The following is a 25401-nucleotide window of genomic DNA, read 5'->3' as shown; positions in this document are numbered from 1 at the left end:
CGCCACCAGTGCCACCTGATCTCGATTGATTTTCGGGGCGACCGATGAATTCGGGGGCAGCGGTTCGTCGTAGGTAGCGGAGGGGGCGGCTATGGGTTGGAGGAGATGGGATGACGGAGACCGAGGTGCGGGCCGATGATCTCGATTTCACCTACGGCTCGGGTTCGGTGCTCGCGGGTTCGGCCCAGGATCTGCTGCTGGTGTTGTGCGGCCGGACGCTGCCCGCGGGAAGTCTGCGCGGCGATGCGGCCGAGCGATTCACGGAGCCGGTGCCACCTTCGCGGTGACACCGGCACAACCTCGGTGCTAGGTCAGCATCTTCGCCTTCAGCGCCTCCAGCGTCGTGCCGTCGATCCCGAGCCCATCGCTGAGGAAGCTGTCGAACGCGCCGTAAGACGCCTGGACCTGGTCGAATGCCGCGTCCAGGAATTCGCGCTGCACGCCGAGGATCGGCTCCCACAGCGCGCGATCGGTGATCAAGCCCTGGGCGACGAGCCCGTCCAGCAGCGCCTTGTTCCCGGCCGCCAAGTTGTCGTTGGAGTCCAGGAAGTCGTTGTAGATCTGCCCCTTCGGGACATCCAGCGCGCTCATCAGGATCGCGGTCATCCAGCCGGTGCGGTCCTTACCCGCCGTGCAGTGGTACAGCACCGCGCCCTGCGCGGTCGCTATGTCCTTGAATGCCTGGGCGAACTGGGCGCGCGCGGTGGGGTTCGACACGAACCAGGCGTAGTAGTCGCGCATGATCTTGGCGGCCTTGCCGTCGCCGAGCGCCTCCTGCTGGGCGGCCGGTCCAGCCTGGATCAGTCGCGCCACCATGAGGTAGAAGTCGTTGGCCGGATCGTAGACCGGCTGTTCGGTGCGGCGGATCGATGCTGGGAGCTTATCGGGATCGCGGCCGGTTTCGGTGGGGCTGCGGAAGTCGATGACCTGAGTAATGTTGAACGACACCAGCTTCTGCTGTTCGCTCGCGTCGAGTTTGGCCAGCGCGTCGGAGCGGTACACGACACCGGTCGCGAGCTTGCGGCCGCCCTTGGCCGGATAGCCGCCGATATCACGGGCATTCGGCGCATGCGCCAGACCCACTGGCCGATCGGCCTGGCCCGGGGACCGCAGCACCGGCACGGCAGGCCCCGAGAGCGCCGGACCCGCCGACGCCGGCCCGGCCAGCGCCGGGAGAACGCCGACCAGCACAGCGGCCGCGGCCGCGATCGTGCCGCGGAAAGCGCGCGAATTCTTCACGAGGGGTGTTCCTTTCATCAAAGTCTGCGACCCGAGATCGGGCCGCGCTCAGTCGGCCAGCAGCGTGACCGTCCCGGCCGCGCCGTCCACGCGCACGCGCTGGCCGTCGGCCAGGCTCGTGGTCGCGGTCTTGGTGTCGACGACACAGGGAATGCCGAATTCGCGGGCGACGATCGCGGCGTGGGATGCGGACCCGCCGATATCGGTGATCACGGCGGCGGCGTAGGCGAACATGGCGGTGTGGCCGGTGTCGGTCACCGCGGCGACCAGGATGTCGCCGGGCTCGATATCGTCATCCAGCGACAGCACCAGCTTCACCCTGCCCTCCACCACACCGGCGCAGACACCGATGCCGGTCAGGCTCTCGTCGGCGGTGAGTGCGGCCGCGTCGGGCACCGGTTCCCATTGTCCGGCAACGACATCGGGCATCCTGATGGTTTGCAGTCGAGTGCGTTCCGCGCGCCTGCGGGCCACCTTGTCGGCCGCATCCGCAGGGAGACAGAAGACTTCGTCCAGCGTGAGATAGCAGGCGTCGTCGATCTCGCGCAATCGACCGGCGCGAACGAGCCGATCGGCCCGCTCACGCACGGCGAGTCGCAGGCAGTGAGTGATCCGGACGACGCCGTCGCGTGCGCGTTCCCGGGCCACGGTGGCTCCGGCCGCCATGCGAGCCGTGCGACTCGGCGACGTATCCACGGAGTCGCGCTTGGGCGCAGGCATCTGCGCGGCGCGGGCGGCGGCGCTCACCAAGAGGGCGGGGCGGTCGCCGAATGTCGGGTTGATCAGCTCGCATTCACCGGGACCTCGGTGCCCGACCTTCGCCAGCTCCTCATCGAGCGCGGCGGCGAAAGCAGGTGATTTCGCCCGCGCCGCATCGATATCACCGGCGCGCGCCAACTCGGCGAGATCGGCGTCGGCGCGGCAGAATTCGGCCAGGCGTTCCACCGCGAGCATCGGTTTCGCCGATTCCAACCGGGTCAGGTCGATCGGAACCTCGCCCGCGTCCTTGCCGCGTGCGTGGATGGCGGTGGCGGCGCCGGTCATCATCACACCGATCGCCGCGGCCTGCCACGCCTGGTGCAGCCGATCGCGCCAAAGCAGGGCGCGCACATGCAACTGCTCATCGGAAAGTTCACGAATCTCGTTCGCGTTCAACGCTTCCGCATGAGATGCGGCGTTGATCAGCTCGGCTGTCTTGCCGAAACGGCGGGCGGTGGCGATGACGCGGGAGGTCGCGCGTCCTGTCGCCAGCGTGCTGGCGAGCCCGGTCGGCATCGGCGGCTTGCCGTGCGGCTGCAGGGCGATTTCGGCCGGGATATTGCCATAGGCGTCGCGGCGGATGCTTTCCTCATCCCAGCCCGGCATATTCTCGGCCGCCAGCACGCCGATCGAGGCATTGATGTAGATGTGGTGGCCGAGCACCGTGGTGACCCGACTCGTCCAGTGTTCCAAGGCGATTCCGTCGAGGGCGATCATCTCGCCCATGGCCTCGTTGCTGAGGCGAATGGCACCGGCCTGCAGGTCGATGGTCAGCGGTGTCATCGGGCCGGGCAGCGCCTCGGAGGTATTGGTCGCGGTGTGTACCGGGTAGCGCTCGTCGACCCGATCGTCGAATTCGCCTTCGAGACCTTCCAGGGCGACATCGGTGAGCGGATGGTTATCCGACGTGGCGGCGCGGGATGGAATCACGTGTGACGGCAACGGGATTGCACCCTTGCGCGTGCGGAAGCCACCGCCGTCGGGCTTGCGGCCGATCATCCCGCGCACCAGATCGGCGATGACCTCGCGCGCCGTCCAGCCGCAGCGGAAGCCCCACTCCTGCTGTGCGACAGTGGGATCCAGGAGAGCGTGGCGGGCGGACCAGCCTGGCACCCGGGCCGAGTACCGTAGTCCCGCTTCGCGCATCATGCGGCGCACCTCGGCGGCGGTCACCACGCCGGAAGCTGCGAGTTCGACGATCTCGACCCTATCTTCGCGATGACCGGATCGCGGCGCGGTGGCGGCCAGTACCAGGAAGCGGTCCAGGTCGTCGCTGTGCAGCAGCTGGAATCCGTCGTCGGACTTCGAGCCGAGAATCGGCTCGAGTACCCGGCGGGTTTCGTGCCCGATCCGGCGACCGGCGATCGGCGCGGTGCGCACCAGCACGCTATCCGCGCCCGAGGCGCGCAGCACCGCCATCGCCTTGTCGTCCGAAAGCCGTGTCGAGCGAGGACCGACTGGAACCACCACCCGCGCACCGGCTTCGCGTGCGGCGGCGGCGATTTCGGCGAGCCCGCTTGCCGCCAGATGTACGACGCTCGCGCAGCCTTCGACAGCGTCGGTGTGGTCTGTCGTGTACCGCACTCGCGGATCGATGTAGCGATGCCGCCGCTGGTCCAGCCCGACCACTTCGTGCCCGGCGGCCAACAGCATGCGCGCCACCGCGCGACCGCTCGGTTCGGTGATTCCGGTGACCAGGACCCGCATCGATTTCCTCTCCTCACTGGCGCCGGGATACGCGAACGTGACGCCGTTCACACACCATCGCGAGTGCGGGGCGCCGCGATCGGTGCCAGTCCCACTGACCGGGAGTACCCGGCTCGACCACCGAGATGATCGATTCCGTGATCCGGTGGACGCGCGCAGCCTCGATGCCATGACGGTCCGTAGATCGGTCGTGCCGCGTGCCGCCGCCGAGGTGAAGTCCTATGACATCGAGACCGACGTGCTGGTCGTCGGCTACGGCAGTGCGGGCGCTTGCGCCGCATTCGAGGCCGCGACGGCCGGCGCCGAGGTTGTGGTGCTGGATCGGGCCGGTGGGCCGGGTGGTGCCTCGGCGTTGTCAGGTGGCGAGATATACCTCGGCGGTGGTACGCCGATTCAGGGGGCGTGCGGGTTCGACGACAGTCCCGAGCAGATGGCGGCATTCCTGGTGGCGGCGCTCGGGCCGGGCGCGGATGTGGCGAAGATCGTGCACTACAGCGAGCACAGCGTGGGGCATTTCCACTGGCTCGTCGATCGCGGTGTGCCTTTCAAACCCAGCCTCTGGGATGCTCCCGCCTGGGTGCCGCCGACCGATGACGGGCTGATGTGGCTCGGCGAAAACAGTTGGCCGTTCACCGAAGTCGCTATTCCCGCCCCGCGCGGGCACCGGCCTACCGCGAATGACTTCGGCGGAAGGCTGCTGCTCGACTGCCTGGTTTCGGCAGCCGAATCTGCCGGTGTGACAGCGAAATACGACACCTACGCGACGAATCTGATCCTGGGCGAGGATGGCTCGGTCGTCGGCGTGGTGGCTCGACACTACGGCGAGGACTTCACAATTCGGGCTCGACGCGGATGTGTGCTCACCACCGGAGGTTTCGTCGACAACGACGATATGCTCGCCGCCCACGCGCCGCGTCTGCTCGGCCACACCAAGGTGAGCGCGGGCACCGATGACGGCAGCGGCATCCGTATCGCACAGGCCGCCGGCGCGGCCGTGCGGCATATGTCGGCCGGTCAGGTCGGCGCCTCGCTGATTCCGGGCTTCGCCGCACGCGGCATGATCGTCAACCATCGCGGCCAGCGCTTCGTCAACGAGGACACCTATCCCGGCCGCATCGGCCAGGCCGCGCTCTTCGCTCACGATATGAACGTTTGGGTGGTGCTCGACGAACAGGGCTACGACGAGGTGCCCGAACGCGAACGCTGGGGTGTGCGCCCGACCCACGTCGCCGAATCCATCGACGAACTCGACGAACTACTCGCCCTGCCGCCCGGCGCACTCGCTGCCACCATCAACCGCTACAACGAATTCGCCTCGTGCGGAACCGATCCCGACTTCCACAAAGCACCGCGCTGGCTGCGCCCACTGATACCCCCGCTGGCCGCCATCGACGTGAAAGCGGGCGTTCGCCCACCCTCGGAATCCGGCAACCGTCGCGGCACCGGCGCCTCTGTCTTCACCCTCGGTGGCCTGCACACCACCCTCGACGGCCAAGTCCGCAACCTCGACGGCCTCCCCATCCCCGGCCTTTTCGCAGCCGGCCGCGCCAGCTCCGGCCTCCACGGCGAGGGCTACATCAGCGGCACCTCCCTGGGCGACGCCACCTTCTTCGGCCGCAAAGCAGGTGTCGCCGCCGCGCGGCCACCGATGCCCTGAAGATCAAGTGGCACTGGTGGCGGAGAACCAGATGGGCGATCTGCGGACCCGCCGCCTGGTGACCGCGATCTTGATCATTGCCGACCACGGCTATCTGTGGCGTTCGGTGCACGAGACTCCGGCCGCCGAGTAGGTCACCGGGCTTCGAGGAAGGTGCCCGCCTGGATCGTGGTGCCGAAACCCGGTGCGAAGTCGCCGTATTCGTACAGCAGGTGACCACCGACGATGGTCGCGGCGACCGCGCGGTCGTTGCGGTTGACCATGCGCTCCAGGCCGTCGATACCGGGAACGGGGGCTTCGGCGTAGGCGGCGCTGGAGCCGTCGAATCCGGCGGGGTCGATGACCGCGATATCGGCGCGGGCGCCTTCGGTCAGTCGGCCCGCATCCAGGCCATACCAGTCGGCGAGTTCGCCGGTCAGCCGGTGGATCGCGGTCTCCACTGGCATGAAGGCGCGCCGGTGGACGCGCTCGAGCATGCGCAGGCCGAAGTTGTAGAAGGCCATATTGCGCAGGTGGGCACCGGAATCGGCGAAGCCGACCTGGACGACGGGGGAGCACTGGAGCCGATCCATCACCTCGTCGCGATCATTGGCGATGACTGTGCGCCAACGCAATTGGGCACCGTGCTCGACGGTGAGGTCGAGCAGGGCATCGGCCGGGTGGATGCCGCGCTCGTCGGCCACCTCGCCGAAGGACTTACCGATGACCTCGGGATCCGGGCAGGCGACGATCTGGGCGTCGTAGAGGTCGCGATGCCACACGCGGGGACCGTATTTCTTGCTGAGGTCCTTGCGGAACTGTCGCCGGTAGGACTCGTCGGTGAGCAGTTCACCGCGCTTCATCACATCGCGGATATTGAGTGCCGCGACGCCGGAGCCGAATTCCTCGAACACCACCAGATCGACGCCATCGGCATACACCTCGAACGGCACCGGCAGATGCTGCCACCGGAATTGCGCTCCGCCAACGGTATTCGCGATCCAAGCGGCGGTCGTGGCGGCCCGCGCGACGGTGCGGTCCGCCTTGACGTCCATCCCCGCGATCAGCGTGGTCTTGAGCGGCTTGCGGAACGGTCGGCCCGCGCTCTCGGCGAAGTAGCGCGCCAGCTCGACGCGGGCCGTCAGGTTGGGTGTGCTCTGATGGATCCGATCGCGCTGCCGCAGAATATCGTTCAGCGCTCGATATTCTCGCCAGGTGGCATAGGTCGATGGCAATTGCCTGGTCGGGAAGCGCACGCCCTCCAATTTGGAGAATGAACTGCGGATGGTGGACAGTCCGAGGAATCCGGCATCGAGTGCGTCGGACAGCATCTCACGCATGCGGTCCAGTTCCACCTCGGTCGGCCGCGTCGCCGCGTCCACGGCCCGAGCCAGCCCCATTACCGCGACTCGCATATCCGAATGTCCCAGTAGCGCAGCCACATTCGCACCGAGCGGGCGTGCGGCGAGGGCGCGAGCATAGGCATGCGGACCGTCCCAGTCCTTGTGCTCCTTGACCGCGGCATGCACCGCATCCCACGGCAAAGCCTCCACCCGGGCGAACATATCGGCACAGTCCTCGGCCTCGGAATACACCGTCGACAGCGAACAGTTCCCGACCACCACGGTGGTGACGCCGTGCCGTACGGACTCACCGAGACCGGGGTTACCGAGCACCTCCGCGTCGTAGTGCGTATGCACGTCGAGCATTCCGGGCAGCACCCACTTGCCCGCCGCATCCACCGTCCGGGCACCGTCGGGCAATGCCGAGGCGCTGATCACGGTGACCCGCCCGCCGGTGATTCCGATATCGGCGAGGCGCGGCGGTGTGCCGAGCCCGTCGAATACCGATCCGCCACGAATCACCAAATCGCACCGAGCCATCTCAGCCCTCACATCCATGTAAGAGATACCGGTAGTACCGGTATCTCCTCCATCGTCGCACGGGTCGGCGGCGGCCTCTCGAAAAAGGTCAGGCGACCTCGAGTGCCAGGTAGGTCGCCACCAGCATTCCGGCCATGGTGCCGAGGCCGACCAGCGGGCCGAGCATGGCGACCGAGAGCCAGCCGAGGCCGATCAGCGCCCCGCCCGCCAACCAGGTCGCGACCGGCGCGAAACGCGACATCAGCTCGAAGAATTTGCCCGGTGTGGCATGGTCGGCTTCGCAGGGCGCCGCGCCGTCGTGGACATATCCGACGACGCCGGGCAGGCGTTTGCCGACAAGAGCCGCGCCGTGTCCGGCCTTGTTCGGAGAATGTGGCGGGCGAACGCGGGGTTTCAGCCGTGGGTCACCGCATCGATCCCGTGGCCCAACCGTCAAAGGTTGGAATCCCCCCGGCCTCAGCCGTGAGGAGGATGCCAAGTAGCGCACCTGGAGCGTGCGTGCGCCGGGCGGATCCAATCGAATCCGCGAACCCTGCCGACGCCGACATCGTGCATGCCGTACGTCCACCGGTGGGGCCTAGGGCACCGTATTCATCGAGCGTAGAGGGCGTGCCGTGCGTTCTCGTACGCTGTCCGGATCTGCCGTCCGATCGCGCCACCGTCGCTGGGGGCGCGGATCTCGGCGATGGTGCGTGCGGCCCAACTCGGGGGCTGTGCGGTGCCGCCCAGGGCCCAAGCCGCCTGTCGGGCGGCACCGAGCGCGACGTACTCGTTCGGCTCCGGGACCGTGACCGTGAGCCCGAAGATCTGGGCGGCGAGTTCGGCTACCAAGGCGGAGCGGGCGGCACCGCCGATGAGCAGCACACGGTGGATCGGGATTCCGGAGGTGCGCAGATGGTCGAGCGCGTCGGCCATATTGCAGAGCATGCCCTCGACGGCGGCGCGCGCAAGGTGGCTGGGGCGCAAGGTTTCCGGTCGTAGACCGTGCAGACTTCCCGTGGCGTGCGGCAGGTTCGGGGTGCGTTCGCCGGAGAGGTAGGGGAGCATGACAACGCCATCGCAACCCGGAGGTGCCTGGCGCGCAAGGGTTTCCAGGCCGATGAGGTCGACGCTGAGCAGTGCGGCAGTGGCGTCCAATACGCGGGCGGCGTTGAGTGTGCAGGCCAGTGGCAGGAATGCGCCGGTCGCGTCGGCGAATCCGGCAATGGCTCCGGTGGCATCGGCGCTCGGTGCGGCAGCACGGGTGTAGACGGTGCCGCTGGTGCCGAGTGAGATGACGACGTCACCGTCTGCGATGCCCAAACCCAGTGCGGCGCCTGCATTATCGCCGGTGCCTGCCGCGACGAGTGCGCCCGTGGGTGTGCGTCCGACCGCCTCGGCGGGTCCCGCGACGCGGGGCAATTCCGGGTTCCGACCGCGGAACGCATGGACGAGTAGGTCTGTGCGGTACCGGCCGGTCGCAGGTGACCAGTAGCCGGTGCCCGAAGCGTCGCCGCGATCGGTGGTCGGTTCGACGGTGTGATCGGACGGCCCACCCCGCAATCGCCAGGTCAGATAGTCGTGCGGAAGCAGTACCCGGTGTGTGCGGTCGGCATATTCGGGTTCATGATCGGCCAGCCACCGCAACTTGGCGACGGTGAATGCCGCCAGTGGCACACTGCCGACGGCATCGGCCCACATTTGCGGGCCACCGAGTTCGGTGATCAACTCCTCGGCCGCCGCGGCGGATCGGATATCGTTCCACAGCAACGCATCCCGGACCGGATGACCCTCGGTGTCCAGCGCGACCAACCCGTGCTGCTGGCCCGCGATCGCGACCGCATCGGCCCGATCCAACAACCCGTCGCCCGCCGAACACAGTGCCTGCCACCAGGATTCGGCGGGTACCGCGGTGCCGTCCGGGTGCGGGGCGCGCGCTTCGTCCAGAATCTCGCCCGTATCGGCATCGCACAGCACGACCTTGCACGACTGGGTGGAGCTGTCCACTCCCGCGACGGTGGCCATCAGGCATCCGGCCTGAGCTGGATCTTGCGGCCGGTGCCTGCTCGGAAAGTCTTTAGCGCATCGGGGAATTCGGCCAATCCGAAGCCGTGGGTAATCATGGTGTTCGCATCGATCACGCCCTTGTCCATGAGTTCCACCGCACGGCCGAAACTGTGCAGTACCGCCATCGAGCCAACAATGGTGATCTCGTCGTTGTAGATCCGGAACGGTGAGATCGAGGCGGTCGCCGCGCCGGGCGCCACCCCGAACTGCTGGAACACCCCGCCCCGGCGCACCCGGCCGAGTCCGTCCTCGATGGCGGCGATCGCGCCGGTACAGTCGATCACCACCTCCCAACCCTGCGGGCGGTCGAATTCGTCGGCGGTTGTGGCGGTGGCATCCGCGCCGAGGTCGATGGCCACCGCGAGTCGCGCGGTATTGATGTCGACCACCGACACCGACGCGGCTCCCGCGACCCGCGCCAGTTGCAACATCAGCAGGCCCATGGTGCCCGAGCCGTACAGCAGATAGTGCGCGCCCAGCGCACGCGGTAGCACGTCGAACGCGTGTACCGCACACGACAACGGCTCGACGAGGGCGCCGTGCGCGGTCGACAGCGTCTCGGGCAGCCGATAACAGTTCGCGGCAGGCACCGCGACGTATTCGGCCATAGCGCCGTCGACGGTGTCGCCGATCGCGCCCCACCGTTCGCACAGATTCCCGCGCCCGATTGCGCAGTAATGACACGCCCCGCAGAACAACGACGGATCCACCGCGACGGAGTCGCCGATCCGCACACCATCGACGCCCGAGCCCAGCGCCACCACCGAACCGGCGAACTCGTGACCTGGCACGATCGGATACGGCGTGGGCGGGAATTCGCCATCGGCAATATGCACATCGGTGCCGCAGATCCCCACGGCATCCACCCGCACGACGACTTCGCCGGGCTCCGGCGTCGGATCCGGCACGTTCTGCACGGCGATTTTCCCAGGCGTCTCGATCACGACCGCGCGCATAGCACTACCTTGCACCCCACCCCGGCCGCTGCGCCACATTTCGCTCCGCCCGCATGGCGGATTTTCGGATGAGGCAGACTGTCGCGGTGAACGACGACCCGGACCGGCACGCCGAGGTGCACGTCCGCACGGGCGACGGAACCACACTGCCCGCTCTGACGGATCCGCTGCTCGACGATCTGCTGCGCGAACCACCCGATCCGAAATATCCGGCGATCGTGGTCGAACGCGGCGAGCACGCCTACATCCAGGCACGCCTGCTGCCCGACGGCGTGTACGAACTCGAGCACCGTGCAGCCGCATCGGACGAGTGTTTCCAGATGTACACCCCCGATGCCAGGTTCGTGCGCGACGTCATGTGGGCGTGGATAGACGAAAACGTTTGGTGGCGTTCGAGTGTCGGGTGGTATCGCGTCGATCCGGCGGTCGCGGAATTGGAAGCCACCCGACGCGAGTTGTCGGGTCTGCTGGACGGACTTTCGGCCATGGACGGCATCGAGTCGGCGTTCGACGACGCGTTGAGCCGCGCGGACGAGCTGCTCGCCATGGAACTTCCGGATGACGACGAGTTAGACCGAGGTTAGGCGGCTCCGGTACCACAGCGCCGTTGTCGAGATATCGGCTTGCGTCAGCGGCAGATAGGTGCCCTCGTCGTGCCAGCCGAGCGCCTGAATCGTCACGCGCAACTCCTGCTGGAAGCAGATCGGATCGCGAATATGCCAGCGGTACATGCCGAATCGCTGATGCGGCTGGTAGATCTCATCGGGCGGCAGGACCTGGTGCAGGCCGAGATAGGGCGTCGAATACACGCGGTAGGCGCCGTCGAGATCGAAATTCCATGCGCCGCCGAAGTAATCCTCGGTGCCGGTGCCGCAGACGGTCGGGTGGGTGGTGTCGCCGTCGAGGTAGAACTTGAGCTCGCCCTCGCCCCACCAGCCCGGTGCGCCGGGCCGAATCGCGAGGTAGGTACCGACATATCGGCCGGGACCCGGCGCCATGTCGAGAATTGTGTGCACGGCGGGCGCGCCGAGTGGCGTGCTGTGGCGGCGCAGCGCGTGCAGATATCCGGCGGAGTCGGGGACATCTTCCTCGGTATAGGTGAATTGGTAGTAGACCGGCACCGCACGGTCGCTGCCGTTGTGCAGGGTGATCCTGGCATGTTCACGAAAAGGCATGGGCCAGAAGCTGTTCAGACCACCGGCGGGAGCAACCACCACCATCTCGGACTGCACAAGTGCCAGTTCGTCCCAGCCGTTGCAGAAGAAATCGCCGAGTGGCAGGTCGATCGATGGCTCGGGTTCGTCGTCCCAGTACATGCGCAGGGTGAGCTGTCTCAGCACCGTGCGGTCGGTAGTGAGCCAGCAGTGGCGCAGCATGCCGGAGCCGGAAACATCTGCGAGCGTTACGGTTTCGCCGGCATCGAGGCGAATGGAGGGGGAGACTTTCCAGCCGGGTCCGAGTAGCCGCGCCGCATGTGCCCCGGTGCCCTCGGTCGCGCGCGCCCCGGCACCGGGGGAGCCGGTCGGATTCTCCGCACTGATCGAGCGGGTCCGTGCGGCGTCGAGCCGCCAGAGTTCGGATGCCGTCACAGCCCCGGCCAGCCGTATCGATCGGTGACCGCGGCGTGGCCCGCGCGCTTCTGATAGGTGATGGTGGTCGGCGGCTGCTCGGGTGCGCCGACCGACACAGTCGCCGAGAGTTGTGCCAGTTCGCGCCGGAATTGGTCCATATCCAGCCACAGGATCTGCTGCACCAATTCCTCCATCGTTTCGGCGGGCAGGACACCGGCCTCCGAATAGACCAGCAGGCCCTCGCGGAAGGCCATGAGCGTCGGGTAGGCCGACACTCCGGCCATTTCGGTCAGCTGCTTCTCGGCATCGATATCGACTGTGCCGTACACGATTTCGGGGTGCAGATCCGCGGATGCCGCGAAGACCTCGGCGAACCGGCGCGACGGCTCACACCACTGCGCACCCCAATCGATCAGCACGATATGGCTGTTCGCGACAGTCGCATCGAAATTATTTCGGGTCACGGTCATTGTCGGCATCGAGGTCCTCGCGATAACTGTTCTGTACGCAACCCTGCATCCTCGCATAGGCGGCGGCTTTACGGGAGCTGAGCGGATCGGTGTTGCTCCGCCGCCAGAAAATGCGCTATGTCCGCCGTGGATTCGTACAACTCGCGGTAGCGGCCGTAGTACGACGCATAGCTCGCGCTGCGATCCGCATCGGGCTCCACCATGCCGATGATCGGATTCCAGCCCGCGGTATCGACGCCGACGGCCGCCGCCGCGAGCAGTGCGTCACCGAGGCAGGCGCCGACGGTATCGGCCGGTAGTTGCTGCGGCAGGCCGGTCACATCGCTGACGATCTGAGTCCAGAGCCCGCCCTTGGTCCCGCCGCCGACGGCTACCAGTCGCGGGGCCTGTCCGCCCGCCATGGCTTCGAGGTTGTGCCGCACGCCGTAGGCGATGCCTTCGAGCACTGCCCGATACAGCTCGGCACGTCCGTGTCCGAGGGTGAGGCCAGCGATAATGCCCCTGGCATCCGGATCGAACAGCGGTGTGCGCTCGCCCGCGAAATATGGGAGCGCGAGCAGGCCGCGACTGCCCGCCGGCACCTCGGCGGCCTCGGCCACCAGTTCGGCGAAGTCGCCGCCGACGAGCTGGCGCAGCCAATCGGTGACCGCGCCGGAGGTCGCCATGCCCGCCGCCGATGTGTAGGTGCCGGGCCAGGCGCCGCAGGTGAGCCAGAGGCCGGGATGCGGGCGGGGATCGGTCAGCACCTGTACGAGGAACATGGTGGTGCCGTACATGATCATGGCGTCGCCGGGTGCCCGGACACCGACGCTGGCGGCCTCGGCCCAGGCGTCGACGGTTCCGGTGGTGACGGGCAGCCCGGCGGGGAGCCCGGTCGCCGATGCCGCCGCCGCGCTCACCTTGCCGACAATCTCGGTGGGCCAGGCCAATTCGGGCAGCTTCAGACCGGGAGCAACCATGGCCGCCCAGTCGTGCGCCCAATATCGTTGGCGCAGGTCGTACATCGGGACGCATTGACTGGCCGATTGATGATCGAGCACATAACGTCCGGTAAGCCGGTGCACCAGAAATGAACTCGCCATCAACAGCATCTCGGTACGCGCCGCGACCTGCGGCTCGTACCGGGCCAGCCAGCGCAACTTGGGGCCGACCGCCTGGCTGGTCAACGGTGAACCGCCGCGCTCGAGTACGGCGGCGGGACCGAATACCTGGTTCAGTTCGGCGATTTCAGTGGTCGCCCTGGTGTCGACGCCGTAGAGGATGGCCGGGCGCAGCGGACTTCCGGCGGCGTCGGCGGGCAGCAGGCACGGGCCGATGCCGGATACGGCGAGGGCGTCGAGCGTCGTGCCGTCGGCCGCGTCGAGGAGTTCGCGGGTGATCGCGCGGAACTCGGCCCACCAGATGTGTTCGGCATCGTGTTCGACCCAACCCGGCCGCGGTGTCGAAACACCGTGCGTTCGATCGGCTCTGGCGATAACGGTGCCGTCCGGGCGGACCAGGACGCCCTTGGAACTGGAGGTCCCGATATCGACGCCGAGGAATGCGCTCGTCATCGGGTGAACTCGTCGAGGGTGATGTCGAGGAGATCGCAGGCGGCCCGGACGGTGGCGCGATGGTCGCCGGGAACGGCGTGAATATGGTTGGCGCCGAAGCGGGACAGAAAATCATCGGCCTGTGCGTCCAACCGGGCGAAGGCATGCGGCCATTCCCAGGTGGACTGTTTCATCAGCGATTCATTGGTCGCCTGGTCATAGGTCTCGAAATCGCCCAGCATCAACTGCATTCGGTAGTCGCCGTCCTTGCGGGTGAGGCGGGCCAGGGTCATTTGGCCGGGCGCGGCCAGATGGTGCACCGACGCACCGCCCGCCGGGAAGAAGAAGACCTCCGGATAGAGATGTACGTTGGCGAGATTCTCGGTCGGCTCGTCGCTGCGCGCGGCGAACCAGGTAGCGTGCTGACCCGAATTACACAGATCCCAGATATCGCGGTCGACGTGATAATGCCGTACATCGGCGAAAAGCACCGGGGTGTGGGCGATCTGCTGCAGCAGCCGCATGGTGAGTGCGCCGTCCATATCCGCTTCGGTCGCGCACACATGGGGTTGTTTGGGGCCGTTCCAATCGTAGGGGTCGTTGAGGAACGCCTCGGTGATATCCATGGTGGCGATGTACTGGGTGAGCTCCGGCTGGCCCTTGATACCGGAGAAATCCAGCCGCCATTCATCGATCAGCTCACGCACGGCCAGATACGAGCGAATCTGGCGTTCCAGCAATTCCGGAGTGAGTTTCACGCCGTCGTAGTGCACACCGGCGGTATTGCGCTCCAACCACTCTCGCGCCCCTTTCGCCTCACCGGCATCGGCCTGCTCGGCGCGGCGAACGATCTCCCACTGGTCGATCTCCTCGACATCGATGCCGAACAGGCGCTGCCACTGATCGGTATTGGCGACGGCGGTATTCATCCCCATCGGCCGGCCGCCGAAGCGGCCGAAAGTGCAGCCGCGCAAGCTCGATACGGCGGCTGCCGCGCTCGCCCGACTGCCGATCGCCTCGATCAGCTCGGCGTCGGCCGGATCGCCCCACAACCGGGTATGCGTGCGGCCGATCTGATCCAGCGCACCGCCCGCGGCCAGCATGCCGACCATGCCCGGCTGCACCGGATCGATATTGGACAGTAATAGCAGCGGACCCGGTGTCGCACCCGCGGCCAGCATGGTGAAGTGCGGGAACGCCCAGACCGCATAGTGCAGCACCGTGAGATCCACACCGGCGGCGGCCACCTCGCGTGCCACCGAACCGGCCAGTGCGTTCGTACTGATCTGCGCCGCACCCCGGATCACCTCGTGCCCGGCCGCCCGCAACCCGGCGACCAGCCGATCCTCGGCAGACTCGATGAATTCCGCGATCCCGGCGTGCACATAATCACGCCCGTCGGACACGCTCATAACCCCGATCCGCGCCATCGCGACCGCCTCCCAACGCGCAGGCCCCCTCCAGGATTATCTATCCGAACAGGTCCGCCGGTGGTCGGCTTCGGGCGAGCGGGTTCGATGTCGTTATCCGCCGGTGACCCGGCCGTCGACCGATTCGGCCGCGAGCGCATCGAGCCGCCGAGCGCGGACCGCATCGAAGTCCTTGCCCGCCAAGGCGAGTCGCGTGCGACGTCGGAAGGCGGCGAGCGGTTCGATCGGCGGATGGTCGATCAGTTCGGCGATCGCTCAGCGGGGAACGGCCGCGGTGACGGGGCGTGGCGTGGGGAAGGTGAGTGGTGCGAGGTGGACGCCGCCCTGGGCCCAGCCTGCGCTGGTGATCCACCAACGGTGGTCGTCGCGCACGAGTTCGGCGGCGTGGGCGGCGATATGGCCGACCTTGTCGCCGATGCGGAACCGGAAGGGGTTGTCGCTGCGGAATACGTCGGTGCCGACGTAGTGCGGGCGGGGACCGATGAACAGGTACCACCAGCTGCCGTGGTGCACGACGAACGGAGATTCGGTATTGCCCGCCTCGGTGCCGATCGTGGGGTCGGTGTATGCGATATGGCGGTCGCCCCAGTGCACGAGATCGCCGCTGGTGCGGTAGGCGACGATGTGGTGTCCGCCGCGCGGTGTACTGGTGGCGCAGTAGTACATGACCCATTTCTCGCCGATGCGCATGACCATCGGATCTCTCGCGTCGTAGCCGTCGAGGAACAGCGGTCCGGCACGGCTGCGGGTCCAGCGGAACAGGTCGGTGGAGGTGGCGAGGTTGATGGCGGCGGTGGTGCGGTCGGCGCCGCCGCCCGCGTAGAACATGTAATAGCGGCCGTCGACGCCGATGACATGCGGTGCCCACAGATGTGTTTCGCCGTAGCCGGGATCGGCGGTCAGGGCAGATGGTCGCTTGGTCCACGGCCCGTGGAGTTGGTGTGCGGTGGCGTGGGCGAATTCTGTTTCGTGGAACGGGTCGGCGGGTTCAGGATGGGTGATGCCGAAGAGGTGCCAGCGGCCGGATTCGTCGCGGACAAGGGTGTGGTCGTTGATGTACCAGGGGCGTGATTCGCCGTCGCCGGGGTTGTAGATCCTCGTGAACGCGCCTGCCCTCACCACCTCGCGCGTTGCCATACAGCTCATGATGACGTGCGCGGACCTCGCTGAGGTCAGGTCTGCGGCATTGGGATGTCGCGGGTCACGGCGTTCGTGGGCGCCGCGGGCGTTTCTTCGAGAGATCAGGTGATGTTTGTCGGGCTTCTGCTCGAGGACGGTGGTCCGCTGCTCCGAGGCCGGCTCGGGAGCTGCGGGCTCGCATGCCGGTGTCGGCTCAGGCCTGTGGACATGGGTGTCGATGGCTCAGGCGCTGCAGTCTGTGCCGCCTCGGGCTTGTCCCGCTGGAGGCTGAGAAGCAGTGGACTAAGGTGCCGGTGGCTGTTGAGTTGCCGGGAGTTCGGGCGTTGTCGGCTTGGACGCTGCGGACGCGGGTGCCGTTGTTTCGGGCGCTGTGGCCGGGGATGCCGTTGACTCCTGCGCTGTGTGCTCGGTCGCCGTGGGTTCGGGAGCGGTCGGCTCGAGCGTTGTCGGCTCGAGCGTCGTCGGCTTGGACGCTGTGGACGCAGGTGTCGCTGCCTCGGGCGGTGTGGTCTGCGGTGTCGTTGGCTCCGGCGCTGTGGACTCGGGCGTCGTTGGCTCCGTAGCTGCTGTCTCGGGCGTTGCCCGCCCGGGAGCTGTCGGCTCGGGCGTCGTTGGCTCGGGGGTTGCTGTCCGGGGCATCTCAGGCTGGTCCGGTGTCGGCCGGGGAGCACTCGATTGAGCTGCTGGTGGCGGAGCCAGCGGCTGCGAAGCCGGCGGTTGGGGCGCCGTCGGCTGCGGCGTTGTCGTCGCAGGTGCGGCCTGGGAGGCGGCGGACCGCTGCTGGTTACGCCGCAATACCGCCTGGCTGAAGCTCGTACTGGTGAAATGCGTTCCGTAGACCCCGAGCGCGACCACTCCGGCAGCGATCACCGCGACGCCCGCGCTCCAGTCGATATGCCAGAATGCCGCGACGACGCCGACGAGCGAGCTGAGCAGGGCGATGGCCTTGGCCGCATCATCGGTCATGCTCGGGCTCGGCGCCTGTTCGCCGGACTGCCATTCGTCGAGCATCAGCAGCACCGCGAGCAGTGGCAGCGAGATCGCGAAGGCGATCATGGAGATCCGACCGGAGACGCCCAGCGGCGAGGCGGTGAGGAAACCCTGCAGGATGACGACGCCGATGGCGATCAGGCCGCCGTACATCAAGCTGTTCTGCTTGGCGTACTTCTTCTTCTCGGTGGGGGTGGCCAGCTTCGTGTAGTCGACATCGTCGTGCACGCTGGTGACCATACTGGACCTTCGGCGGTAATTCCGGACGAACAGTCGCCACGGCGGGGACTACGCGGCGTCCACCAGCACCGCGCGGAGTTGGGCGAGTTCTGCGCCGGATAGTCCGTTGCCGCGCAGCCATTCGGCCGCGCCGCCCTGGGCGGTATGCAATTCGTCGAGGAACCGGATGATCACATCCGGATCGACCGCGAGGATGCCGGTCCGGACCGGCGGCAGCCCGTGATAGGACGGCAGCGCGTCCAAGCGTTCACGGATGCGGTCCAGGCGTTCGCCGGTCAGTGCGTAATCGGCGGCGATGGCCTCGGCCGGGACGCCCACCGCATCCAGCACCATCGCCGCGAGGATGCCGGTGCGGTCTTTGCCTGCGGCGCAGTGGAAGACGACCGAGTGACGTTCGGCATCGGCGATGAGCCGGGCCGCCGCCACGATGGATTCGCCACTGCCGGTGAGCAGTTCGCGGTAGAGCGCGACCAGGTCGTACTGTCTGCCGTCGGGAACCAGCTCGGCGGGGGTGGCGACGACGTTCGTCGCCTTGCGCACCGGGAGATTGACCATGCGCACCGCCGCGCTGTCGGTCAGTCGGCCGTAGCCCTCGCGCAGCACCTCGTCCGGGTTGCGTAGGTCGATCAGCGTGCGCAGGCCGACCGGTCCGGTCAGGATGGCCAGGTCGTCCTCGGTGAGATGCTGGGGTGTGCTGGAGCGGTAGACGACGCCGAATCTGGTTGTGCCGCCGCCGACCACCGGGAGCCCGCCGAGGTCGCGGACATTATCGATCTCGGCGAACTCTACCCATCGCCGCTGGGTGCTGTCGGTGAACATCGCGCTAGTGGGCTCGGCCCGCGGCGGCCTCGTCGGCGCGGCTCAGGCCGCACAGACCGATGAGGTCTTCGTGTAATTCGAACCACACCGTGTGGTAGCTGTCCATGATCGGCCGAGCCACCCAGCTGTGGTCGCCGCCGTTCATCCGCTCGACGGCGCGGGCCAGGCGATCGGTGTACGGCACGAGGCGGGGCGCGATGGTGCCGATACGTTCGACGAGGGGAGCGACGCCGTGGTGCAGTGTGGTCAGGCGCGCCAAAACCGCTGCGTCGTAGGTGTTGTCGGAATGATCGTTCACCGTGCTCGCGTCCTTCATCTGCCAGGCCGTGATGACTGCTTTCAGCTCGGCATTGAACTCGCAGAATTCATCGTAGGCCGCGGCGAGGTCGCTCCGGTCGAGATCGGCGCGCTCGTGTTCGAGAAGTCGGCCCAGTTGTTCGCGGCCCTGTGGCGTCAGACGGACGCCAACGGGTGTGCTGGCGCATAGCCCACGCGTAACGAAATCAGCAGTGCGTGAGGCGGCTTCGGCCTCGGCGATCGTGAGGCTGGCGGCGATGGCGTCCGGTTGTACTCGGCCCTTGATGCCGATCAGGCGAAGTACCGCGAGTTCGGAGACGTTGTTGCCGTGGACTTCTCGGGGAACCGGCAAATTCACCGCGTCGGAATCAGTTGCCGCTGAGCGATCTTCGTTCGATTTCGACAGGAACTCGGGCAGCTCGGCCGAGTCGACCCGCGCCCATTGTGCGAGTCGCTCGACATCCTCGATTACCGAGGCATCCACCGCCTTTCCGCTCACTTGTCCCGGCCACACGGTGCCCGCCCCACCATCGACGGTGACGACGTGACCGGCCAATGCCTCGACAACCCCGGCGCCGCAGCCGACTACGCACGGACGGCCGAGCTCCCGGCTGACCAGTGCGGCATGTGAAGTGGCGCCGCCGAGTTCGGTGACGATGGCCCGCGCCGCGATCATCCCGTGCACATCGTCCGGGCTGGTGGTCGGGCGCGCCAAGATCACCTGCTCGCCTGCGGCCGAACGGGTTTCGGCTTCGTCGGGATCGGTGACCACAATGCCGGTGGCGAGTCCCGGACATGCGGATTCACCCTGGGCGAGCGGGCTCAGCCCGGTGTTGTCGCCCGATGCGGGCAGCAGGACGGTGCGCACCTGGTCGGCCGCGACGCGGCGCAATGCCTCATCGGCATCGATGAGGCCCTCATCGACCATGGCGACGGCGGCGCGAACCGCCGCGCGCGCAGAGCGTTTCGCCGGTCGAGACTGCAACAGCCACAGGCGACCGGATTCGACGGTGAACTCGATGTCCTGGATATCGCGACCGTCACGCTCGAGCAGCTCGGCGGCGGCGAGCAATTGGCGGTGCACCTCCGGCAGCGTCACCGCGAGTTCGTCGAGCGGGCGCGGGGTGGTGCGTCCCGAGACGACATCCTCACCTTGCCCGCCGACCAGCCATTCGCCGAAGACCGCACGCGCACCGGTATTCGGATTCCGGCTGAACAGCACGCCGGTCCCGGAGAGTGCGTCGAGATTCCCGAACACCATGGCCTGCACCGTGACCGCGGTACCGAGCGAGTCGGAAACACCCCGGCTGCGCCGATAGGTCTTGGCGCGCGCGGAATCCCACGAACGGAACACCGCGGTGATCGCGCCACGCAACTGCTCCCACGGATCCTCCGGCACTATGTCATTCGGATCGCCGAGCACGATCTCCCGATACTGGGTGACGAACCGCCGCCGAGTATCGCCGGCGTATCCGGGATTTCGCGTCTCGGCGGTCAGCGCCCGCTCGACCGAGTCGTTCATCCCCAGATTCAGCACGGTATCCATCATCCCCGGCATACTCACCGCAGCCCCGGACCGCACCGACACCAGCAACGGATGTTCCGCGGCCCCGAAGCGCCGGCCCGTCCCATGCTCCAACGCGGCGATACCGTCGCGCACTCCCGCCCAGATCTCGTCGCCGAGGGTCCCGCCGTTGGCCCCGAATTCCGCCCATGCCTCGGTCGTCAGCACGAATGCGGGCGGCACCGGCAACCCCAACCCGCGCATATGATCAACGCTCCACGCCTTTCCCCCGATCCGCTCCCGCGAAAGCCCGCATGCCCCATCGAGTTCCACAACGACCGAACCATCGGCACCGGCCCTCCCGAAGGCGGCCCCCGGTCGCTGCACCGGCTCCACTCCGATCGTCATAACACTCCTTTGATCATCGACAGCCACCGCGCACACCGCGCATGACACGGGCAGATCGCCGGGCCGCGGGCCCGAAAGCCCTGGCAATTGGCGCAACCCTCAGCGTGCACCCGCGGGGAGCCCGATTTCAGCCTGCCGCCCCGCTCGGCCCTGGCGTACCGGACGTCCCGGTCAGCAGGATGCGCCGACCTCGACGCTCCCCGGCAATGGCCGTGGCTAGGGCACCACGACAAGCTTTCCGGTGGCTTGGTTGTTCTCCATGTAGCGATGGGCCGCGACGATGTCGTCCAGGCCGAAGACACGGTCGATGTTGGGCCGATAAACGCCCGCTTCGACCTGGTTGATGACGCGCTGCAAAACAGTGGTGCCTGCGCCGCCCTTGAAGTCGTCGCTGTGGAAAGCCGTGAGCTTGGTTCCGGACGGGATCATCGCTATCGGTTCGAAGTCCGAGATCAGCCATCCGCTGAGTGAGCCGGTAACACACACCGTCCCGCCTCGACGGACGAGGTGCAGCGAGTCCACCGCGGTGCTCGCTCCGACGAGATCGAGCACATGGTCCGGTCCCTCGGGCCATATCGCGTGCACGCTCGCCGTCAGCGATGCACCGGTGTCGAGGAGTACGTGGTCGACTCCGGCCGCGGTCAATGCGCCGATCTTGCCTTGCCGCCGAGTGGTGGCCGCGGTCTCGATGCCATAGCCGGCCGCGATCGACGCGGCAGCCATCCCCACCGAGGAGGTCCCGCCGCGAATCAGCAACCGCCCCTGGTCACCCGGCGCAACCCCCAACGCATCCAGCGAACCCTGCGCAGTCAGGTACGTCTCAGGTAGCGCGGCCAGGACGTCCCAAGGCAACGTTGTGGTGACAGGCATCAGTAGCGAGTTCGGCAACAGCGCATATTCCGCGTAGCCGCCGTGGAACTCCCGGCCCATCTCACCCATCACCGCCGCAACGGTCGTCCCATCCGGCAACATCGGATCGGTCGAGGCGGCCACGGTTCCCACACATTCGATACCGAGCACACGCGGGAACGTCACGTTCGGGGAATGCCCCTGACGGGTCCTCAGCTCCGAACGGTTCAAGCCCGCGCCCTGCACCCGCACGAGGCTCCAGCCGTCTCGAACCGCTGGTACCGGTAGCTCGCGGACCTCGAGTACCTCCGGACCACCGGACCTGACACAGACCGCAGCTCGCATTGTCGTACTCACGCCGCCTCGACGGTGTGAGGTCGTAGTGCCGGCCGAGTGAAAATCATCGCGCATGGGTTCACTGTCGCCGGAAGGCGGTGTGGCCGACCACCGATAGAATGCCAACTCATGCCCGTTGGCCGCCAACTTGTTCAGACCCGTCAGACGTCACGTCTCTGGCCATCCGGAGGCGTACATCTGTGGCTGTCGGGGGGAACCAGCACGGTGCATTCCCATCCACGTGGACACCTCGTGTACGCCGCTCATGGCGTCCTATCGGTGCACACCGAACGCGGCACTTCGATCGTTCCAGCCAACCGAGTCGCATGGACCCCAGCCGGATTCGCGCATTACCACCGCGCGCACAGCCACACCGATATGCGGATCCTGTTCCTACCGCCATCCCTGGCCCGGCTCGCACCGGACCATCCCGCCGTGTTCACGGTCTCCGACCTCGCCCGCGAAATCCTGCTCACCCTCACGGGCCCCCGCGAGCGCGACCGCGCTGCGCTCACGCGGCTCCGTCGAGTCCTCGTCGATGAACTCCACGAAGCGCACGAGCAGCCTTTGCAACTGCCGGAACCACACGACGATCGGTTGCAAGCCATCGCACAGGTGCTGTACCAGGAGCCCGCGGACAACAGCTCACTTGCCGAACTCGGGCAGCGGATCGGAGCCAGCGCCCGCACTCTCAGCCGACTGTTCCACAACGAACTCGGCATGACCTTCTATCAATGGCGCACCCAACTACGGATCTATCACGCACTCGTCCTGCTCGCCGACGGCCACGACACGACCCGCGTCGCGCACGCCTGCGGATGGGCGAACCCCAGCGGCTTCATCACCGCCTTCACCGACATCATCGGGACCACCCCGGGCCGCTACCGAACCGGTCGACCCGGCCGTAGCACCCGAATGACCTGATCAGCAGACCCCGGCTATCGCAATATCCGCTACGACATCTTGGTGCACGGTCAGGACATCGCGATCCCGACCGGCAGACAGATCGACATCCCGATCGAAGCCGCGGCGACGGCGGCCACGCGGGTGTCGACCATGGGGTGGCCATTCTGGGCGAAGCGCCGGCTCGAGGGGCTTCGGCTCGTCGCGACCGACGCCGACTGGGTGGTCGGCGCCGGAGACGAGGTATGTGGTCGCATCGCCGACCTGCTGTTGCTGACGACAGGCCGCTCGGTTGTCATGCCGCGCTTGTCCGGTGGCGGCGTCGGCAAGCTCTGGATGCGGTTGTCGTATCGAAATCTGGTCCGCGGCGGCATGGTCGCGTCGAGCGATCGCGATCGAGCATCATGCGACGCTGCGTCGCAGATAGTCGGCGGTAATGGAGCGCTGATCGTCGAGTAGTGCCGAAGGTGTTCCGGTGAAGACGATTTCGCCACCGTGCTTGCCGCCGTCCGGTCCGAGATCGATCACCCAGTCGGCCCGTTTGACGACCTCGAGATCGTGTTCGATGACGATGACCGTATTGCCCGCGTCGACCAGCCGCTCCAGCAGGGCGATCAGAGCGTCGACATCGGCCATGTGCAGTCCGGTGGTCGGCTCGTCGAGTACGTAGATGCCACCGCTGCGGTGCAGGTGATCGGCGAGTTTGATGCGTTGACGTTCACCGCCGGACAGTGAACTCAGCGAGCGACCGAGCGTCAGGTAGCCGAGACCGACTTCGTTCAGCGCCCGCAGCGGAGTGCGAATCTTGGTGCCCGCATTGCCATTCCAGAAGTCCAGCGCCTGCTCGGCGGTCATATCCAACACATCGGCGATGCTCGCTCCGCGCACGGCGTAGCCGAGCACTTCGGGCCGGTACCGGCGTCCGTGACAGCTCTGGCACACCGTGGTGATCGGATCCATATACGCCAGATCGGTGAAAATGATGCCCGCACCACCGCATTCGGCGCACGCTCCCGCGGAATTGAAGCTGAACAGTCCCGGTTTGACGCCGTGCTCCTTGGCGAACAACTGCCGTATCGGGTCCATGATGCCGATATAGGTGGCCGGGCTCGACCGTCGGGAGGCAGCGATAGCGGACTGGTCCACCGCGATCGCCTGCGGGTAGGCGTGTGCGAATGCACCGGACACCAACGTGCTCTTACCCGAACCCGCCACACCCGTAACCGCCGTCAGCACGCCGGTGGGGAACCGTGCGGTGAGATTCTTCAAGTTGTAGGAATCCGCGCCGGTGACGGTGAGCCAGCCGGTCGGGGTGCGGCTCGCGCTTTTGACCGGTTGCACTCGCCGTAGCCGTTCACCTGTCGAAGTGCCAGACGTGCGCAACTTTTCGACGCTGCCCTGGAAGACGATCTGACCACCGTGTCCGCCCGCGCCCGGTCCCATATCCACGATGTGGTCGGCGACGGCGATGACATCGGGGGAGTGTTCGACCACCAGCACCGTATTGCCTTTATCGCGCAACTGGATCAGCAATTTGTTCAAACGGCCGATATCACGCGGATGCATGCCGACGCTGGGTTCGTCGAAGATATAGGTCATCCCGGTGAGACTGGAACCGAGATGCCGAACGACTTTGAGTCGCTGTGCTTCGCCACCGGAAAGCGTGGCTGTCTCGCGATCCAGTGACAGATAACCGAGGCCGACCTCCTCGATCCGGCGCAGCCGTGCGATGGCGGCATCGGCGATCGGTGCGGCGACGGTCTCCGCAAGCCGGCCGAGCTCTTCGATGAGATCGGATACCTCCATGCGGCCGAAGTCGGCGATGCCGAGCCCGTTGATCCGGCTCGTCAGTGCGGCGGAATTCAATCGCGCGCCATCGCATTGCGGACAGGTCTCGGCGTGCACCACCTCCATTGCCGCTGCGCGAATCTTGTCGCTCAGCGCACCGAGGTCGCGTTTGATGTAGAGCCGGTCGAAGCGCTCCAACAGTCCCTCATAGGCATTGCTGCCCATCGAACCGGTCTTGTTCAGACGCGGCACTCGGAATCCGTTGCCGCGCAGGAACAACTGCCACTCCTCCTGGGTGAAGTCGCCCAAGGGCTTGTCCGGATCGAAGAGGCCGGACTCCGCATAGATCTGCCACTGAAATGTCCCCACCGCGAAGGACGGAAAGTTGATGGCGCCCTCATTGAGCGATTTCGAGGTGTCGAGCAGCCTGTCCAGATCCGGCCGTACGACTTGGCCGAGCCCGCCGCACTCCGGACACATGCCCAACGGATCGTTGAACGAATAACGGCTCGCCTCACCGGCACTCGGCTCACTGTACCGCGAGAACAGTACCCGGATGATGGACTGGATGTCGGTCATGGTGCCGACGGTGGAGCGGGAATTTCCGCCGATGGGCTTCTGGTCGACCACTACCGCGGGGGCTAGATTGTCGATCACATCGGCCTCGGGTCGCTCGTATTTGGGCAGTCGATTGCGGATGAACCAGGTGAAGGTCTCATTGAGCTGACGCTGCGATTCGACGGCCACGGTGCCGAAGACCACCGATGATTTGCCGGAGCCGGATACGCCGGTGAAGACGACGATCTTGCCTTTGGGAATGGCCAGGGAGATATTGCGCAGGTTGTTCGCGCGTGCCCCGATGATCTGGATGGTTTCTCGGTCTGCGTTCACATTCGCC

General features: G+C 66.7%; 21 protein-coding genes. 5 read left to right on the top strand and 16 right to left on the bottom strand.

Going from position 1 to position 25401, the window contains the following annotated elements; genetic code table 11:
* Positions 1-110 precede the first annotated feature (110 nt).
* The gene (locus ACQPYR_RS26220) at positions 111-287 is read left to right on the top strand and encodes a hypothetical protein (RefSeq protein ID WP_433621600.1); all 177 of its coding nucleotides are present in this window, start codon (positions 111-113) and stop codon (positions 285-287) included.
* 19 nt (positions 288-306) lie between these two features.
* On the opposite strand, the gene ACQPYR_RS26215 is transcribed toward ACQPYR_RS26220, so the two are convergent.
* Together ACQPYR_RS26215 and ACQPYR_RS26210 are read right to left on the bottom strand one after the other, a co-directional pair.
* A complete protein-coding gene (locus tag ACQPYR_RS26215; RefSeq protein ID WP_433621599.1) occupies positions 307-1239 on the bottom strand; it encodes a tyrosine-protein phosphatase in 933 nt (310 codons plus the stop codon).
* Positions 1240-1287: 48 nt separating this feature from the next.
* Entirely contained in the window at positions 1288-3705 is a 2418-nt protein-coding gene (locus ACQPYR_RS26210) for a PEP-utilizing enzyme (RefSeq protein WP_433621598.1), read from the bottom strand.
* Positions 3706-3874: 169 nt separating this feature from the next.
* On the opposite strand from ACQPYR_RS26210, the gene ACQPYR_RS26205 reads away from it, so the two are divergent.
* Entirely contained in the window at positions 3875-5362 is a 1488-nt protein-coding gene (locus ACQPYR_RS26205) for an FAD-dependent oxidoreductase (protein WP_433621597.1), read from the top strand.
* A gap of 134 nt (positions 5363-5496) precedes the next feature.
* On the opposite strand, the gene ACQPYR_RS26200 is transcribed toward ACQPYR_RS26205, so the two are convergent.
* From ACQPYR_RS26200 to ACQPYR_RS26185, 4 genes are all read right to left on the bottom strand, one after another.
* Complete coding sequence (locus tag ACQPYR_RS26200; protein ID WP_433621596.1) at positions 5497-7224, bottom strand: N-acyl-D-amino-acid deacylase family protein; 1728 nt, start codon at positions 7222-7224, stop codon at positions 5497-5499.
* A gap of 88 nt (positions 7225-7312) precedes the next feature.
* Entirely contained in the window at positions 7313-7660 is a 348-nt protein-coding gene (locus ACQPYR_RS26195; protein WP_433621595.1) for a hypothetical protein, read from the bottom strand.
* Between the two features lie 155 nt (positions 7661-7815).
* On the bottom strand, positions 7816-9228 hold the full coding sequence (xylB, locus tag ACQPYR_RS26190; protein ID WP_433621594.1) for a xylulokinase: 1413 nt from the start codon (positions 9226-9228) through the stop codon (positions 7816-7818).
* On the bottom strand, positions 9228-10226 hold the full coding sequence (locus tag ACQPYR_RS26185; RefSeq protein WP_433621593.1) for a zinc-dependent alcohol dehydrogenase family protein: 999 nt from the start codon (positions 10224-10226) through the stop codon (positions 9228-9230). Before ACQPYR_RS26185 ends, xylB begins: the two co-directional genes overlap by 1 nt.
* Positions 10227-10294: 68 nt before the next feature.
* Between ACQPYR_RS26185 and ACQPYR_RS26180 the strand changes: the two genes are divergently transcribed.
* On the top strand, positions 10295-10810 hold the full coding sequence (locus ACQPYR_RS26180; RefSeq protein WP_433621592.1) for a hypothetical protein: 516 nt from the start codon (positions 10295-10297) through the stop codon (positions 10808-10810).
* Here ACQPYR_RS26180 and ACQPYR_RS26175 read toward each other — a convergent pair.
* The 9 genes from ACQPYR_RS26175 to ACQPYR_RS26135 form a co-directional block, all read right to left on the bottom strand.
* Positions 10796-11815: a glycoside hydrolase family 172 protein gene (locus ACQPYR_RS26175; protein WP_433621590.1), complete on the bottom strand. Its 1020-nt coding sequence runs from the start codon at positions 11813-11815 to the stop codon at positions 10796-10798. The genes ACQPYR_RS26180 and ACQPYR_RS26175 overlap by 15 nt on opposite strands.
* Positions 11812-12276, bottom strand: coding sequence for a thioredoxin family protein (locus tag ACQPYR_RS26170; RefSeq protein ID WP_433621589.1), 465 nt, complete (start codon positions 12274-12276; stop codon positions 11812-11814). Before ACQPYR_RS26170 ends, ACQPYR_RS26175 begins: the two co-directional genes overlap by 4 nt.
* A gap of 59 nt (positions 12277-12335) precedes the next feature.
* Positions 12336-13820 (bottom strand): FGGY-family carbohydrate kinase, encoded by a 1485-nt coding sequence (locus ACQPYR_RS26165; protein ID WP_433621588.1) that lies wholly within the window; start codon positions 13818-13820, stop codon positions 12336-12338.
* Positions 13817-15229: an L-fucose/L-arabinose isomerase family protein gene (locus ACQPYR_RS26160; RefSeq protein WP_433621587.1), complete on the bottom strand. Its 1413-nt coding sequence runs from the start codon at positions 15227-15229 to the stop codon at positions 13817-13819. Before ACQPYR_RS26160 ends, ACQPYR_RS26165 begins: the two co-directional genes overlap by 4 nt.
* A gap of 255 nt (positions 15230-15484) precedes the next feature.
* Positions 15485-16366, bottom strand: a complete 882-nt coding sequence (locus tag ACQPYR_RS26155; protein WP_433621586.1) for a glycosyl hydrolase family 32 — start codon at positions 16364-16366, stop codon at positions 15485-15487.
* A gap of 285 nt (positions 16367-16651) precedes the next feature.
* Complete coding sequence (locus ACQPYR_RS26150; RefSeq protein WP_433621585.1) at positions 16652-17587, bottom strand: hypothetical protein; 936 nt, start codon at positions 17585-17587, stop codon at positions 16652-16654.
* A gap of 60 nt (positions 17588-17647) precedes the next feature.
* Positions 17648-18418: a tyrosine-protein phosphatase gene (locus tag ACQPYR_RS26145; protein WP_433621584.1), complete on the bottom strand. Its 771-nt coding sequence runs from the start codon at positions 18416-18418 to the stop codon at positions 17648-17650.
* 4 nt (positions 18419-18422) lie between these two features.
* On the bottom strand, positions 18423-20627 hold the full coding sequence (locus ACQPYR_RS26140; protein WP_433621582.1) for a pyruvate, phosphate dikinase: 2205 nt from the start codon (positions 20625-20627) through the stop codon (positions 18423-18425).
* A gap of 216 nt (positions 20628-20843) precedes the next feature.
* Positions 20844-21833, bottom strand: coding sequence for a zinc-binding dehydrogenase (locus ACQPYR_RS26135; protein ID WP_433621581.1), 990 nt, complete (start codon positions 21831-21833; stop codon positions 20844-20846).
* Positions 21834-22064: 231 nt separating this feature from the next.
* Here ACQPYR_RS26135 and ACQPYR_RS26130 point away from each other — a divergent pair, with 231 nt between their 5' ends.
* On the top strand, positions 22065-22736 hold the full coding sequence (locus ACQPYR_RS26130) for an AraC family transcriptional regulator (protein WP_433621580.1): 672 nt from the start codon (positions 22065-22067) through the stop codon (positions 22734-22736).
* Positions 22737-22778: 42 nt separating this feature from the next.
* Positions 22779-23174: a hypothetical protein gene (locus tag ACQPYR_RS26125; RefSeq protein WP_433621579.1), complete on the top strand. Its 396-nt coding sequence runs from the start codon at positions 22779-22781 to the stop codon at positions 23172-23174.
* Here ACQPYR_RS26125 and ACQPYR_RS26120 read toward each other — a convergent pair.
* The gene (locus ACQPYR_RS26120) at positions 23118-25394 is read right to left on the bottom strand and encodes an ATP-binding cassette domain-containing protein (protein ID WP_433621578.1); all 2277 of its coding nucleotides are present in this window, start codon (positions 25392-25394) and stop codon (positions 23118-23120) included. The genes ACQPYR_RS26125 and ACQPYR_RS26120 overlap by 57 nt on opposite strands.
* Positions 25395-25401 lie beyond the last annotated feature (7 nt).

The sequence above is a fragment of the Nocardia sp. CA-120079 genome (assembly GCF_050955745.1).
GTDB lineage: Bacteria > Actinomycetota > Actinomycetes > Mycobacteriales > Mycobacteriaceae > Nocardia.
The sequence above is the reverse complement of the archived record's forward strand: the minus strand, read 5'-3'. Positions and strand labels throughout refer to the sequence as shown.

Bases quoted from the DNA above. Each gene is read 5' to 3' on its own strand.
- ACQPYR_RS26145 (WP_433621584.1), bottom strand. From the start codon at position 18,418: ATGTTCACCGACAGCACCCAGCGGCGATGGGTAGAGTTCGCCGAGATC.
- ACQPYR_RS26140 (WP_433621582.1), bottom strand. From the start codon at position 20,627: ATGACGATCGGAGTGGAGCCGGTGCAGCGACCGGGGGCCGCCTTCGGG.
- ACQPYR_RS26200 (WP_433621596.1), bottom strand. From the start codon at position 7,224: ATGGCTCGGTGCGATTTGGTGATTCGTGGCGGATCGGTATTCGACGGG.
- ACQPYR_RS26205 (WP_433621597.1), top strand. From the start codon at position 3,875: ATGACGGTCCGTAGATCGGTCGTGCCGCGTGCCGCCGCCGAGGTGAAG.
- ACQPYR_RS26220 (WP_433621600.1), top strand. From the start codon at position 111: ATGACGGAGACCGAGGTGCGGGCCGATGATCTCGATTTCACCTACGGC.
- ACQPYR_RS26185 (WP_433621593.1), bottom strand. From the start codon at position 10,226: ATGCGCGCGGTCGTGATCGAGACGCCTGGGAAAATCGCCGTGCAGAAC.
- ACQPYR_RS26155 (WP_433621586.1), bottom strand. From the start codon at position 16,366: ATGGCAACGCGCGAGGTGGTGAGGGCAGGCGCGTTCACGAGGATCTAC.
- ACQPYR_RS26180 (WP_433621592.1), top strand. From the start codon at position 10,295: ATGAGGCAGACTGTCGCGGTGAACGACGACCCGGACCGGCACGCCGAG.
- xylB (WP_433621594.1), bottom strand. From the start codon at position 9,228: ATGGCCACCGTCGCGGGAGTGGACAGCTCCACCCAGTCGTGCAAGGTC.
- ACQPYR_RS26170 (WP_433621589.1), bottom strand. From the start codon at position 12,276: ATGCCGACAATGACCGTGACCCGAAATAATTTCGATGCGACTGTCGCG.
- ACQPYR_RS26160 (WP_433621587.1), bottom strand. From the start codon at position 15,229: ATGGCGCGGATCGGGGTTATGAGCGTGTCCGACGGGCGTGATTATGTG.
- ACQPYR_RS26165 (WP_433621588.1), bottom strand. From the start codon at position 13,820: ATGACGAGCGCATTCCTCGGCGTCGATATCGGGACCTCCAGTTCCAAG.
- ACQPYR_RS26210 (WP_433621598.1), bottom strand. From the start codon at position 3,705: ATGCGGGTCCTGGTCACCGGAATCACCGAACCGAGCGGTCGCGCGGTG.